Source organism: Ferruginibacter sp., assembly GCF_049840995.1.
In the GTDB taxonomy this organism is placed as follows: Bacteria; Bacteroidota; Bacteroidia; order Chitinophagales; family Chitinophagaceae; genus Ferruginibacter.
The window spans coordinates 1,784,847-1,800,788 of sequence record NZ_JASGIP010000003.1; the positions used below are offsets into that span (position 1 = coordinate 1,784,847).

Annotated in this window: 8 protein-coding genes; 7 read left to right on the top strand and 1 reads right to left on the bottom strand. The window is 44.6% G+C overall.

Annotated elements, in window-relative coordinates:
• Window positions 1–9 precede the first annotated feature (9 nt).
• From leuS to QM738_RS09525, 7 genes are all read left to right on the top strand, one after another.
• Complete coding sequence (gene leuS / locus QM738_RS09495; RefSeq protein ID WP_462276713.1) at window positions 10–2,847, top strand: leucine--tRNA ligase; 2,838 nt, start codon at window positions 10–12, stop codon at window positions 2,845–2,847.
• A 311-nt stretch (window positions 2,848–3,158) separates the two neighbouring features.
• Complete coding sequence (locus QM738_RS09500; protein WP_462276451.1) at window positions 3,159–5,207, top strand: beta strand repeat-containing protein; 2,049 nt, start codon at window positions 3,159–3,161, stop codon at window positions 5,205–5,207.
• A 133-nt stretch (window positions 5,208–5,340) separates the two neighbouring features.
• Entirely contained in the window at window positions 5,341–10,077 is a 4,737-nt protein-coding gene (locus QM738_RS09505) for a PKD-like domain-containing protein (protein WP_462276452.1), read from the top strand.
• Window positions 10,078–10,146: 69 nt separating this feature from the next.
• Window positions 10,147–10,869, top strand: a complete 723-nt coding sequence (locus tag QM738_RS09510; RefSeq protein ID WP_462276453.1) for a peptidoglycan DD-metalloendopeptidase family protein — start codon at window positions 10,147–10,149, stop codon at window positions 10,867–10,869.
• A gap of 95 nt (window positions 10,870–10,964) precedes the next feature.
• Entirely contained in the window at window positions 10,965–12,911 is a 1,947-nt protein-coding gene (dxs, locus tag QM738_RS09515) for a 1-deoxy-D-xylulose-5-phosphate synthase (RefSeq protein WP_462276454.1), read from the top strand.
• Window positions 12,912–13,093: 182 nt separating this feature from the next.
• Complete coding sequence (locus tag QM738_RS09520) at window positions 13,094–14,239, top strand: sterol desaturase family protein (protein ID WP_462276455.1); 1,146 nt, start codon at window positions 13,094–13,096, stop codon at window positions 14,237–14,239.
• 85 nt (window positions 14,240–14,324) lie between these two features.
• Window positions 14,325–14,978 (top strand): murein L,D-transpeptidase catalytic domain-containing protein, encoded by a 654-nt coding sequence (locus tag QM738_RS09525; RefSeq protein WP_462276456.1) that lies wholly within the window; start codon window positions 14,325–14,327, stop codon window positions 14,976–14,978.
• A 181-nt stretch (window positions 14,979–15,159) separates the two neighbouring features.
• Here QM738_RS09525 and QM738_RS09530 read toward each other — a convergent pair whose 3' ends face one another.
• The gene (locus QM738_RS09530; RefSeq protein ID WP_462276457.1) at window positions 15,160–15,870 is read right to left on the bottom strand and encodes a segregation and condensation protein A; all 711 of its coding nucleotides are present in this window, start codon (window positions 15,868–15,870) and stop codon (window positions 15,160–15,162) included.
• Window positions 15,871–15,942: the final 72 nt, after the last annotated feature.

The following is a 15,942-nucleotide window of genomic DNA, read 5'->3' on the forward strand; positions in this document are numbered from 1 at the left end:
GTGCTGCCAATGAAATTCAACAGGATCGACTGGCAGGCTCAAAAAGAAAAAAGACAAATGGAATACAAGTTTACCGAGATAGAAAAAAAATGGCAGGAGTACTGGAAAGCAAACAAAGCATACCAGGTTTCCAACAACTCTGCTAAGCCAAAATATTATGTACTGGATATGTTCCCATACCCAAGTGGGGCAGGCCTTCATGTGGGGCACCCGCTGGGCTATATTGCCAGCGATATCTTTAGCCGGTATAAAAGGCTGAAAGGTTTTAATGTACTGCACCCGATGGGTTTCGATAGTTTTGGTTTGCCTGCCGAACAGTATGCACTGGAAACAGGGCAGCACCCTGCCGTGACCACTAAAAATAATATCGCCACTTTTAAAAGCCAACTGGATAAAATTGGTTTTTGTTACGACTGGGAAAGAGAAGTGCGTACCAGTGATCCATCTTATTACAAATGGACGCAGTGGATATTTTTACAACTCTTCAATTCCTATTATAATAAAGAAGAAAATAAAGCAAAACCCATTGCAGAGCTGGTGAAACAGTTTGCAACTTCAGGCTCACCACTCACCACTCACCATTCACCATTCACTCCCGAAGAGTGGAAGGACTATGATGAAGCCACGCAGCTGAACATACTGATGAACTATCGCCTGGCTTATTGCGGCTATGGCGAAGTGAACTGGTGCGAAGCGCTGGGTACTGTACTGGCCAATGATGAAGTAGTGAATGGCGTAAGCGAACGCGGTGGTCATCCCGTGGTAAAAAAGAAACTGCGCCAGTGGTATCTGCGCATTACCGATTATGCCGACAGGCTGCTGGAAGGGCTTACCCGTGTGGATTTCAGCGATGCTATGAAGGATATGCAGACCAACTGGATCGGTAAGAGCTCGGGAGCAGAAATAACTTTTCAAGTCAGTAGTGAGTTGTCAGTTGTGAGTAATGCACCACTCACTACTCACCACTCACCACTCACAGTGTACACTACCCGCCCCGATACCATCTTCGGCGTGGATTTTATGGTAGTGGCGCCGGAACTGGAACTGATCAACGAAATAAAATCTGCAGAACAGGCCGCAGCGGTGGATGAATACATTGCATATGTAAAAAGCCGCAGCGATGTGGAGCGCATGGCAGAAAAAAAGATCAGTGGCTGTTTTACAGGGGCGTATGCCGTAAATCCTTTCGACGGCAGGAAGATACCGATCTGGATCAGCGAATATGTACTGGCGGGCTACGGCACCGGCGCTATCATGGCCGTGCCCTGTGGTGATGAACGTGATTTTAAATTTGCACAACATTTTAATATACCCATTACCAATATCATTGGCAGCCACTATAATGGAGAAGAAGCCAATGCCACCAAAGAAGCAAAATTAGAGAACAGTGGTTTTTTAAATGGTGTGGTGATGAAGGATGCCATGGAGATAGTGATAAAAAAACTGGAAGAGATGGGCATCGGCAAACACAAGGTGAATTATAAAATGCGGGATGCTGCGTTTAGCCGCCAACGTTATTGGGGCGAACCATTCCCTATAACCTGGAAGGATAATGTTGCCAGGGTATGGGAAGGTGATCTGCCGCTGGAACTGCCGCATGTGGATAGTTACAGCCCTGGTCCCGATGCACAGGGCCCGCTGGCCAATATACCGGAGTGGGTGGCCAAAGAACTGGAAACGAATACCATGCCCGGTTATGCAGGCTCTTCCTGGTATTTTTTACGCTATATGGATCCGCACAATGATGCCGTATTCTGCGACCGTAAAGCCAGCGATTACTGGAACCAGGTGGATATTTATATCGGCGGTACCGAACATGCAGTAGGCCATTTACTATACAGCCGTATGTGGACGAAAGTATTGTTTGACCTGGACCTGGTAGGCTTTGATGAACCTTACCGGAAACTGGTGAACCAGGGAATGATACAGGGAAGCAGCAGGTTTGTGTACAGGATATCAGGCACAAAAAAATTCATCTCCTTTAATAAAAAGAATCAAGCAGGCTTTGCAGAACCAACCGATGCATTACATGTAGATGTGAATTTTGTGGATGGCGTTGAACTGGACATAGATGAATTTAAAAAGTGGAAGAACGGTGAATTTGCAGACGCAGAATTTATTTTAGAAGATGATGGCAAATACATCTGTGGTGTGGAAACAGAAAAAATGTCTAAATCAAAATACAATACTGTTGACCCGACAGATTTGTGCTTACAATACGGTGCTGATACTTTCCGCATGTACGAAATGTTCTTAGGCCCGGTAGAAGCCAGCAAACCCTGGGATACAAAAGGGATTGAAGGTGTACACCGCTTCTTAAAAAAATTATGGCGCCTGTTCAATGATGAACTGAAAGGAAAGATATGGAAGGAGGAAAAAGCAACTGAAGCAGAATTGAAGATATTGCACAAGACCATTAAAAAGATTGAAGAAGATACAGAACGCTTTAGTTTCAATACGGCCGTTAGTACATTCATGATCTGTGTGAATGAATTGTCGGATGCAAAGTGCAGCAAGAAAGAAATACTGGAACAACTGTTGGTATTGCTTACACCGTATGCACCGCACATCGCAGAAGAATTGTGGCAGCAGCTGGACAACAAAGGCTCTGTGCTGGACGCAACTTATCCCGTACTGAATGCAGCCCTTTTGGTGGAAAGCAGTAAAGAATACCCTGTATCCATTAATGGTAAGGTAAGAACGAATATCAACCTTGCGCTGGATATTGATCAGAAACAGGTGGAAGAACTGGTGCTGCAGAATGAAGTGGTACAAAAATGGCTGGAAGGCAAGGCGCCAAAACGGATCGTGTATGTAAAGAACAAAATGATCAACGTAGTGATCTAACAGGCAAAAATTTTTATGGTGCAGGGTTTATTTTTTTAAAAAAGAAATAAACCCTGCAACTGTAGTAATCCGGCTACAAATACAAATACTCTTTAAAATATACTCCCCTGATTATTTTTTGATTTTTATAAATTCTTCTGAAATCCAGTACTGGCAAAGGCTTTAAAGAAATGCATTTTTGCAGCAAGCCCCAAAAATAAAACCGTAAAAATACTGCCGAGTATTTGTTCGTTCCGATAAAACGAATTACTTTAGACGCTGTAGTTTGAAAAAACTGCAACACCCGCAATAATAAAACCAAACTAAACTTTATGAGGAAGCTCTATCTTCTCTTGTGCGTAATGCTATGCACAATCTTTTCCCATGCACAGGTAACAGGTACAAAAACTATCGGGGTGGATTACGCCACGATGGCTGCTGCTGTTACTGCATTGAACACAACCGGCGTAGGTGCCGGTGGTGCTACCATTAACGTACCTGCAGGCTATACTGAAACAGTTCCTTCAGGTGGTCTTGTTTTAGGTACCACGCTTTTAAATGCGTCTTTATCTGCCACCAATCCATTGGTGTTCCAGAAAAGCGGTGCAGGCGCCAACCCTGTATTAACGGCATTTACAGGCGGTACCTCCACTACATCGGATGGTGTGTTTAAATTATTGGGAACTGACTATGTAACCATCAGCGCCATTGATATTAAAGAAAATGCCGCCAATACTGCTGCTGCGTTTATGGAATGGGGTTATGCAATGGTTAACTTAAATGGAGCTGCTCCTTTTGATGGTTGCCAGAATGTAACTATCCAGAATTGTACGATAACACTGGACAGAACGAATCCCAATGGATCTTTCGGTATCTATTCCGGTCATAATATTGCGACAAGCAGTACAGCATTAACAATTACTGCAACAGGAGACCTGCACAGTAATAATAAGTTCTATGGCAATACTATCAGTAATATCAATGAAGGTATCTGGGTAGCCGGTTTTGCTGCTGCATCGCCTTACACTTTATATGATCAGAACAATGATGTGGGTGGTACCAGTGCAGCTACCGGTAACACTGTTACCAATGGTGGCGGTAATGCCTCTTACAACTTTTTTGGTGTTTATATGGCCTACCAGAATGGCGGTAATGCATCTTATAATACCATTAATAATGCCAGCGGTGGTGTAGGTAATAATACCAATACTTACGGTATCTACTTTTTTGGTACTACAGCCAGCGCCAATGCAACATTCAATAATGTTACACTTACGCAGGCAAGTGGCGCTTTCTCCATCTATGGTATATACCCGGGCAATACAGGAACAACTGTAGTGAACAACAACACTATCCAGGAACTTACTACTGCTGCCAATACCAGTACTTACTATCATATTTATCTGCCTAATGCTGCTGTTTCAGAAACCGTTAATAATAACGTTTTCAATAATAGTAATATCAATACAACTGCTAGTGTTTACCTGGTTTACGCAAGTAACGCCACACCAGCTGTTACAGTAACGAATAACGCTATATCAGGCGCATTCACTAAAACAGGTGCAGGTGGTACAGTTTACGGTTATTATAACAATGGTAGTCCTACTTCCGGTACTTCAACTATTACCAATAACAATTTTTCCAATGTCAACCTTACCGGTGCCACTGGTTTTTATGGAACATTTTCCAATACAGCTACAGCACAGGTGGTGATCATTAATAATAACACCGTTAGTAACGTAACAACCGGTGCGGCAACCATATTTGGTTTTTATCATAGCTATGGCGCTGTGGGAAGCCAGTTCAACAACAATACCGTAACCGGTTTAACAGGCGCTTCCACCATTAATGGATTTCAGGTCGGAAGTACTGCTTCACTGGGTATCACGGTTTCGGGTAATACGGTTAGCAATTTATCTACCACCGGTGCATCTACTGTTACAGGTCTCCTGTATTCAGGAGGTACCAATGGCAATGTGTTCAAAAATAAAATCTCCGGCCTTACATCATCTAATGCCGCAGGTGTGGTAAACGGTGTTACTATTGCTGCCGCCACCACCTCGTTGAATTTTTATAATAATACCATTGGTGATCTTAAAGCACCGTTAACATCCAGCACAACAGACGCTGTAAGGGGTATTAATATCACTGCAACCACGGCCACTTCCAACCTGAACCTGTCGTACAATACAGTAAATATTGCTGCTACATCATCAGGTGCCAACTTTTCATCATCGGCCTTGTTTGCTACAACCAGTGCTACAGCAACATCTGCTTCTTTAACAATAAAAAATAATATTTTCATCAATACCTCTACCCCTAACGGTACAGGTTACACTTCTGCTTACAGAAGAATCGAGTACAACGCTGACCAACTATAATACAGCTTCTAATAATAACCTGTTTTATCCTGGTTCCGGTTGTACCAATAATGCATTTTTCTACGATGGTACCACTGCATATGTAACACTGGCTACATTTAAAACAGCAGTGAGCACCAGGGAATCAGCATCAGTGTCTGAGATAAGCACACCATTTACTGCTACTACCGGTACAGGTGCCAGCTTCCTGCACATTAATGTCGCTACACCAACTGTAACAGAATCTGCCGGTATCAGTGTTTCTGGTATCACTGATGATATTGATGGTGATGTACGTAATGCAACTACACCTGACCTGGGTGCAGATGAATTTGCAGGTACAGCACCTGCTGCCTGTGCAGGTACTCCTGTTGCGGGTGTTATCAGCGGTAACGTAAATATCTGCCAGGGTAGCTCAACTGTCCTTACACTTACAGGATATTCTTCTACCAGTGGTATTGGCCTGCAATGGCAATCGTCCACTACTTCCGGTGGCCCTTACACCAATATTAACTGTGCCAATGGTGCTACACTTAATACAGGCGTGATCCCTACAGGAACTACTGTATATTATGTTGTAGTGGTTACCTGTGCCAACGGCGGTGCAACTGCCACCACTGCACAGTTTGCAGTTACATCTAATGCAACACCAACTATTGGCCTTACACCAACTTCGGCCACTATTTGTAATAATACAACCGGTACTTCAATTACTGCATCAGGTGCGGCTACCTATTCATGGTCGCCTGCAACAGGGTTAAACAGTACTACTACTGCTACAGTAATTGCAAACCCCGCTTCTACAACAACTTACACTGTAACCGGCACAAGTGCTGCAGGTTGCCCGGGTGTAAATTCCGTAGTGGTAACGGTTAACCCGGCACCGGTTGTTACCAGTGTAACGGCCTCCAGCACCAATATCTGTGCGGGTACGCCGGTTAACCTTAATACTGTGGTTACTTCCAATTCTGCGCCAATAAGCGTTTTATCTGAAGGCTTCGAAGGCGGTATCCCTGCAGCATGGTCTATTCAGAATGGTGGTACCGGTAATAACTGGACCATCGGGCCAGTAAATGGTGCTGCGAGAACCGGTACAAAATGTGCTGAATACAACTGGAACTCTACCAATGCGGCTAACACCTACCTGATCACTTCCGGTGTTAACCTTACAGCAGGTGTAACCTATACGGTTTCTTCATGGTACAGGAGCAGTGGTACTACTTTCCCTGAAAAATTAAAAGTAACAGTGGGTACAGCTCAAACCATTGCTGCACAAACTACCACTGTTCAGGATGTGGGTACTATTACCACTACTACTTATACCCTGCAAACTGCTACGTTTACACCGGGTGCAAGTGGTACCTACTATTTTGCATGGAACTGTTATTCTGCTGCCAACGAATTCTACCTGGATGTGGATGATATCTCTATCACATCTCCGGCAGCTCCGGATGCCTATGCATGGACCTCAACTCCGGCAGGTTTTACATCCAATGTACAAAATCCAACAGGTGTTACAGCGTCTGTAACCACTACATATAACTTTACAGTAACCAACGGCTACAGTTGCCCTGCAACCGGCTCTGTTACAGTAACAGTTAATAACCCAACTGCTTATGCTGTAACAGGCGGCGGCGGCTATTGCCCTTCAGGAGCTGGTGCTTCAGTTGGTCTTGCTAATTCTCAAACAGGCGTTAACTACCAACTGGTATTAAATGGTACCACCAACATTGGTGCACCAGTAGCGGGAACAGGCGCTGCCATCAGTTTTGGATTACAAACAACAGTAGGTACATATACTGTGGTTGCTACTAATACTACCTACCTGTGTACCAGCAATATGTCTGGTTCTGTAACAGTATTTGTTTTCCCAACGGTTACGGTTACCCCAACTTATACGCAACCTACCACCTGCGTAACAGCAGATGGAGCCATATCAATCGCATTAAGTGGCGCTCCCGGCCCATATCTATTTGCATGGACAGGTCCTGGTGTAGTTCCAAATGCACAGAATCAAACCAACCTGATAGCAGGTAACTATTCTGTTACTGTAACAGATGGCAATGGCTGTTCTACCACCACTATATTAGGATTGGTTGGACCTGGCGGTTGCTCTGTATGTCCTGTAATAGGAAGCGTAGCTACCAACCCAACACCTTCAGGATGTATTGGTGCTCCAATAACACTTACTGCATCAGGTCTTACATCTATGGGTGTTACTTATGGTATCGTATTTAAATCATTTACTGCAGCTACTGCTAATCCATATACTGGTGGAACTGTACTGGCAACCGTATCTAACGGAACCCTGACAGGTGGTGGCACAACAGCTACTGCAAGTACCAGCTTTGCTGCAGCCAATAATTACTTTATTTATGCAATACTTACGCCTACACCACTGGATCCAACGTGCAGGCCAAGCAGCGTAACTAACTTTGTTATTAACCCAACACCTGATGCAACAGCAACACCGGCATCACAAACAGCCTGCTCAGGTGCTGCAATAACACCCATTGCATTCAGCGGAACAGTTGCAGGTACCAGCTATAACTGGACCAGGAACAATACAGCAACTGTAACTGGTAGCATTACTGCCAGCGGCACCGGTAATATCACTGGTACATTGATCAATACCACTGCTGCTGCCATAACAGTAACATTTACTATCACGCCTGTTGCCAATGGCTGTTCGGGTATACCAATCACAGCAACTGTACTGGTTAACCCAAGCCCAACAGTAACGGCTACACCGGCATCGCAGACCATCTGCTCTGGTACTGCAATCACTACGATCGTGAATTCAGGAAGTGCCGTAACTGGTACTACATATAACTGGACAAGGAATAATACTGCCTCTGTAACCGGTATTGCCGCCAGCGGTACAGGTAATATCAGCGGTACATTAACCAATACAACAGCAGCAGCTGTAACAGTAACTTTCACTATCACTCCTGTTGCCAATGGCTGTTCCGGTACACCGGTTACAGCAACTGTACTGGTTAATCCGGCAACAACAGCAGTGGCAACACCGGCATCTCAAACCATCTGTTCAGCGGGTAATATCACACCAATAACACTTACAGGTGTTGCAGGTACCACCTTTACCTGGACAAGGAATAACAGTTCTGCTACTACTGCACCGGGTGGTATACCAGCCAGCGGTTCGGGCAGCACAATCAGTGGCTTTATGGTAAATACCACCACTGCACCAATTACAGTAACCTTTACCATTACACCAACAGCCAATGGTTGCCCAGGCACACCAATAACTGCAACAGTTGTGGTGAATCCATTTGCAAGTGCAACAGCTACACCAGCTACCCAAACAGCATGTTCTGGTCAGCCGATCACTACTATTGCTTTAAGCAGCAATGTAACCGGTACCACTTACAGCTGGACAAGGGATAACACTGCAACCGCTACCGGTATTGCAGCATCAGGTACAGGTAATATCGCCGGTACTTTAACTACCACCGGTACAGCAGCTGTAACAGTAACCTTTACTATTACGCCTTCTTATGCTGGTTGTCCCGGCCCTGCTATAACAGCTACGGTTACCGTAAACCCAACACCGGTGGTAACACAGCCATCTAACCAAACAGTATGTAATGGCGCCAATACAGCAGCAGTAACATTTGCCGGTGGTATAGCCGGTACTACTTACAGCTGGACGAACAATACCACTTCAATAGGACTGGCAGCCAGCGGTACAGGAAATATCCCTGCATTCGCTGCTGTGAACGCTGGCACTACAGCTGTAACAGCCACCATCACAGTAACTCCATCACTGAATGGTTGCACCGGTACTGCTAAAACATTTATTATCACAGTTAATCCAACTGCATCTGTAAATGCAATCACTAACCAGACATTGTGTACAGGCGCTTCAACAACTGCAGTAACCTTTACAGGTGGCGTAACCGGTACTACTTATAACTGGACCAACAACACACCATCAATTGGTTTAGCAGCCAGCGGCACCGGTAATATCGCTGCATTTACCGCAGTGAACAATACACCGAACGCTGTAACAGCTACCATTACTGTTACACCAACAGCAGGCGGTTGTCCGGGCACAGCCAAAACATTCACTATTACCGTGAACGGCCAGTCTGTGGCACCAACCGGAGCTACTTCAAGCGCTGCTGCTATCTGCGGACCTGGTTCCGTTACACTCAGCGTACAAGGCGGAGCGTTAGGTACCGGCGCATCATGGAAATGGTATACCGTAAGTTGCGGTGGCACAGCGGTGGGAACCGGCGCTACTTTAAGTGTGGCAGTAACCGGTACCACTACTTACTACGTAAGGGCAGAAGGTACATGTAATACCACTAGCTGTGCCAGTGTAACCGTTACCGTTAACCCTGTACCGGTGATCACTTTAAGCGCATCACCTTATACCAGCCTTACACCATTATTGACTACCGGTATCACTGCTACTATCACGCCTACAGCAACCGGCAACACCATTGTATGGTTCAAAGACGGGGTAACAATAACAGGCGCTACCAACAGTTCTTTAAGCGGTATCACAGTTGACCAGTTAGGCAGCTACACTGCAAGAGTAACCACAGCGGCAGGTTGTACCGCTTTATCTGCACCGGTGGTGATCAAGGATTCTGCAACAGATAAATTATATGTTGCACCAAATCCAAATAACGGTCAGTTCAAGTTGAGGTACTACACCAGCTACCGCAGCTTCGGATTCCTGCGCACTGTAACGATCTACGATCTGAAAGGTGCTAAAGTGTATGCGAAGTCCATACCGGTAACAGGTCCTTACAGCACTATGGATATCGATATCAAGAGTGTAGGCAAAGGCTTATACCTGGTGATCGTAGGTGATGATAAGGGTAAGAAACTGGTGGAAACCAAGATCGAAGTATTGTAAGTCACATGAGAAAACCAATAATATACAGCTGCCCCTGCGAGGGGCAGCTTTTTTATTTAACTTCATTGCATGAAAACGTTACTGGAAAAATTGTTGCTGAAGGACCAGGCAGGCTTCAGGTGTGTGGTGGATCTTGACCCGACCAGGGAAAAGATCGCTGCAATCGATCTTTCAAAGAACAATACGGCACTTACCGAAGAGATATACAGCGATACAGAAAGATTTTCAATCTATATCGATCATGAAAGAGCAGCACAACGGGCTAAGTTCCTGATCGGTGGTTATGGTGAATTAAGGGAAATGTATAAACGCAGTTTTCTTTTTAATGAAGAAAAGAAATATGATATTGAAAAACCTGCCGAACAACCCCGCCGCCTGCATATCGGAACCGACATCTGGGGAGCGGCAGGCACACCGGTATATGTACCACTCGGCGGAACAGTGCATAGTTTTGCATTCAATAACAACTTTGGCGATTATGGCGCTACCATTATTTTACAGCATCAGCTGGATACCGTGGTGTTCCATACTTTATACGGTCATTTAAGCCTGGCAGATATTGACCATTTAAAAGAAGGCAGCTTTTTGAGCAGGGGGCAACTGCTGGCCCATTTCGGCAGGCCGTCAGAAAACGGCAACTGGCCGCCGCACCTGCATTTCCAGGTCATCAGCGATATGCGGCTCTACCGGGGCGACTATCCCGGCGTTTGCGCCGAAAAAGATCGGGATTATTATCTCGCCAACTGCCCCGATCCCGACCTGCTGTTACACCTGGACAGATACCTGCACTAACCCGCAATTTCACTCAACTTTTGACGTTAAAGTATGTTTAATAGCTATATCTCTCCAAAATAATAACCTAACTTCGCTTAATAAATCTATACAGCATGGAGCTTACGCCCGGCGCATTACTGAAAACTATCGATTCCCCTGACGACCTTAAAAAACTCAGCAAGGAGCAGTTGCACCAGCTTTGCAACGAATTAAGACAATATATCGTTGATATTGTAAGTGTTCACGGCGGGCACTTCGGCGCCAGCCTAGGCGTGGTGGAACTAAGCGTAGCCCTGCATTACGTATACAATACCCCTTACGACCAGCTGGTATGGGATGTGGGCCACCAGGCTTACGGCCATAAGATACTGACCGGCCGCAGGGACAATTTCCCCACCAACAGGAAATATAAAGGCCTCAGCGGCTTTCCCAAGCGCAGCGAAAGCGAATATGATACATTTGGCGTAGGCCATTCCTCCACCTCCATCAGTGCAGCACTGGGTATGGCCATGGCCGCAAAATACAAAGGCGAGAACCGTAAGAGCATTGCCGTGATCGGTGATGGCGCCATGACGGCCGGCCTGGCTTTTGAAGCCATGAACCATGCAGGCGTTGCAGATGCAGATATGCTTATTATCCTGAACGATAACTGCATGAGCATCGACCCCAATGTGGGCGCCTTGAAAGAATATTTGACTGACATCACCACTTCTCAAACCTATAATAAAGTAAAAGACGATGTATGGAAGCTGCTGGGTAAATTACCGGTGGGTAAAACCTTCAGCCGCAATATGGCGCATAAATTAACGGAAGGGGTGAAAGGAATGGTGAACAGCCGCAGTAATTTGTTTGAAGCATTGAAGCTGCGCTATTTTGGCCCGATCGATGGGCATAATATCACCAAACTGGTGGATACATTACAGGATCTTAAAAATATACCCGGACCCAAAATATTACACATAGTAACGGTAAAGGGTAAAGGATACGACCTGGCAGAAAAAGATCAAACACTCTGGCATGCGCCGGGCCTGTTTGATAAAACAACGGGTAAGATACAGAAGAAGCAATTCGATCTACCGCAACCAATGAAATACCAGGATGTATTTGGTTTTACCATGATAGAACTGGCAAAGCAGAACGAAAAAATATTTGCGATCACACCTGCAATGCCCAGCGGTTCATCACTCAAATACATGATGGCCGAAATGCCCGACCGTGCTTTTGACGTGGGCATTGCCGAACAGCATGCGGTAACAGTAAGTGCTGGTATGGCCACACAGGGCATGAAAGTGTTCTGTAACATTTACTCATCCTTTATGCAAAGGGCTTATGATATGGTGGTGCATGATGTGGCTATTCAGAAATTACCGGTGGTGTTTTGCTTAGACAGGGCAGGACTGGTAGGAGAAGACGGGCCAACCCATCACGGTTGTTATGACATTGCCTTCATGCGTTGTATACCCAACCTGGTGATAGCTGCGCCGATGAATGAAAAGGAATTGCGGAATATCATGTACACGTCACAGTTAGATAGCCTGCAGCTGCCATTAGTAATTCGCTATCCAAGAGGAGAAGGGGTATTACCTGATCTGCAGAAAGATACCATGGCCGAAAAATATCCATTTGAAGAGATACAGATCGGTAAGGGAAGAAAATTAAAAGACGGAGAGCATATAGCGGTACTTTCATTTGGTCACCCGGGCAATTTTGCTGCTGCGGCCATAAGGGATGTAAAAGCAGATGGCATCAATCCTGCTCATTACGATATGCGTTTTGCAAAACCACTGGATGAAGCAATGCTGCATGAAGTATTTGCAAAATTCAATAAAGTGATCACGGTAGAAGACGGCACCGTGGTAGGTGGCTTTGGCAGCGCTGTACTGGAATTTATGAACGCACATGGTTATAAAGCCGAAGTAAAAATATTAGGTATACCCGACAGGCTGGTGGAACACGGATCGCCCAAACAATTGTATGATGAGATTGGTATAGATGCCAATGGCATTGCAGCTGTGTTAAGGGAAATGAGCAGTGTAAGCGTAGCACAGTTGATAAAATAATGGATTAATTATTCTTAAAATACCCGCAGCAGTTTTTACTGCTGCTTTTTTATTTTATGCCTTGGCGGTAAAATTAATTAAAGGTGGTGCCTGGTTAGTAACCGGTACACATCATCGGCCGAAAATGCTTTACATTTGACGATAAGATCGCTTTTAAACTAACTGAATAAACTATTTTAAAAATGAACCAGGCCAAACCGCAGCGTTTAAAAATTGGTAATGGAACCATCAGTGGTTATATCTCCATCTTTCTTTCCATTTTAGCATTGGTAAGCATACTGTGTTTTATTTTTCCTGAAAAACTCACTACACCCGAGTTCAGAGAAATATACACCGCTGCTTCTATGCAAACGCTGATAAAAGTGGTGATCGTTGCAGCTTTCTTTTTTTCCTTGCTCAGTTTGATCTTGAGCAAAAAAATACAACTGGCTGCTATTGGCGCCGGTATTGCCGGCGTGGCCATTTTACTGGGTGCCTTCAGTGTGCAGGGCAGCAACGTACAAAAATCGGACTGGTATTTTGGGCTCGACTGGATGTTGCTGGACCTTTTATTAATGACAGTGATCTTTATACCAATAGAATTATTCCTGCCTAAAAATACTAACCAAACAAAATTTCACGAAGAGTGGCGTACCGACCTGGTGTATTTTGTCATCAGCCATTTGTTCATACAGTTCTTTGGTATCATTACACAAAAACCCGCCATTGTATTCTTTAGTTGGATAGGGCTGGATGGTATACATACCTGGGTACAGAACCTGCCATTTATAGCAGCATTGTTCCTGGCATTTTTCACCACTGATCTGTTTCAATACTGGGCGCACCGCATATTTCATAACCATGTTTATTTGTGGCGTTTTCATTCGGTGCATCATTCAACACAGCATATGGACTGGCTGGCCGGCAGCCGTACGCATTTTATCGATATCTTTTTTACAAGGGCTATGACCTTTATTCCACTGTATGTGCTGGGCTTTTCCCACGCCGTATTCAATACCTATATCATCTTCATCGCCATACACGCCGTATTGATACACGCCAACACCAGGATCAACTTCGGTTTTTTAAAATACATTTTCACCACGCCGCAATACCATCACTGGCATCATTGCGAAGACCCGAAACACTATGGTAAGAATTTCGCTTCCATCTTCCCGTTCATCGACATGATATTCGGCACCTATTACCTGCCCGGCAAAGTATGGCCCGAAGGAACAGGCGTACACGAGGCGCAATACCCCAAAGGTTTTATCAAACAAAGCATTTATCCATTTACAAAAAGCCCTTTCGATACCGATCTTAAAATGGAAGAGCGGAGCGACCGCTGACCGCATATTTTATTTTCTTTAACAGCCGCAGAAAAATTTTTGTGGAAATAGTTTCGTTACGCATCAGAACTCTAACAAAACTTCCATGAAATTTTTTATGAAACTCACTGCAACAGTATTGTTGTCGCTAGCCAGCATTTCTGCATTAGGCTATTTCTTTTGGTACAAACCAAAGTTTGCCAGCACGGCTAAAAAAAGCGCTTTCACCCCTGCAAAAAATGAAGCAGCTAAAGCGATATTGCTAAGGCTGAAGCAAAAAGCCAATGATATTGCTGCTTACGCCAAAGAACATGCTTATAACAGTGAGTATTGTTTTATGGTGGACATGAAGATCGAATCCGGCAAAAAACGTTTTTTCGTGTACAACCTTAAAAAAGATTCCATTGAATTATCCGGCCTGGTAACACATGGCAGCGGCAAAACAGATGAGGGACAAATAAAATTTTCCAATACCCCCAATAGTTTATGTACTTCGCTGGGTAAATACAAGATCGGCAATTCTTATACAGGAAAATTCGGGCTGGCTTTTAAACTATATGGGCTGGATGCCAGTAACAGCAAGGCATTCGAGCGTTTCGTGGTATTGCACTCACATTCCTGCGTGCCCAACGAAGAAACGGCACCATTCCCTATCTGCGAAAGCTGGGGCTGCCCCACAGTAGCACCTGCATTTTTAACAGCACTAAAAACTTATATCGATGATGCAGACAAACCGATACTGCTGAATATCTATTATTAAAATTTAAGAAATCACTTTATACAATCCGTGAAAATTCGTGTAATCCGTGGCCAAAAAAAATCCCCTCGCAAGAGGGGATTCACTATTTTAATTCCAGATCGTAGGATTATTATCCGGTATCAAACCTACCACATCTTCTTCGCGGTTCTCATTCCATTCCACAATAAAATTATTGCGTCCTTCACCTATCAATAAGGTAATGTATCGGCCCTGGGCCATTTCCAGCATATTCAGGAATAAAAAGAGCGCATGGATGCGGTTCTCTGCACACATCAAATATCTTTTCGAAGGATAAAGTTTTTTCCCTGCGGCAAAGATTGTGCATGTATTCGCGGCTGCCTTCCATGGTATAGTTATACTGCACCACGGTATGCACCGGTTTGTTATTGCGTTCCTGTAATTTCTGCGCCACTCTTTCAAAAGCCTTCATCAGCTTGAACAGGGTCACGGCCTGAATTTCGGTGCCTTCTCCCGCTTCTTCACCGATCTGTGCAATTTCTTTTTGCGCATTACCACGCTTTACGATCATCATACGGGCAGCTTCCATTTCTGCCATCTGCGCAGCGGCCTCCTTGAATTTTTTGTACTCCAGTATCTTGTTCACCAGTTCCTGCCTAGGATCTATTTCATTACCCTGTGCATCCACTTCTTTGCGGGGCAGCAACATTTTAGCTTTAATGCGCATTAATGTGCTGATGAATAAAATGAATTCACTGCTCAGCTCAATATTCAGTTTTTCTCCCTGGTGAATAAACTCCAAAAAGTCGTTGGTTATCTTGGTAATGGGAATATTGTAAATATCCAGTTCATCCCTTTCAATAAAGAAAAGCAACAGATCGAAAGGCCCTTCAAAATCCTGTAGTTTTATCTGGTAAGAAGCGTTGGTCACCATATCAAAATTATATTATAAAATAAGCCCCCTTGGGAAGAGGGCAAATGTATTGATTACTGGCTGAATTCGGGC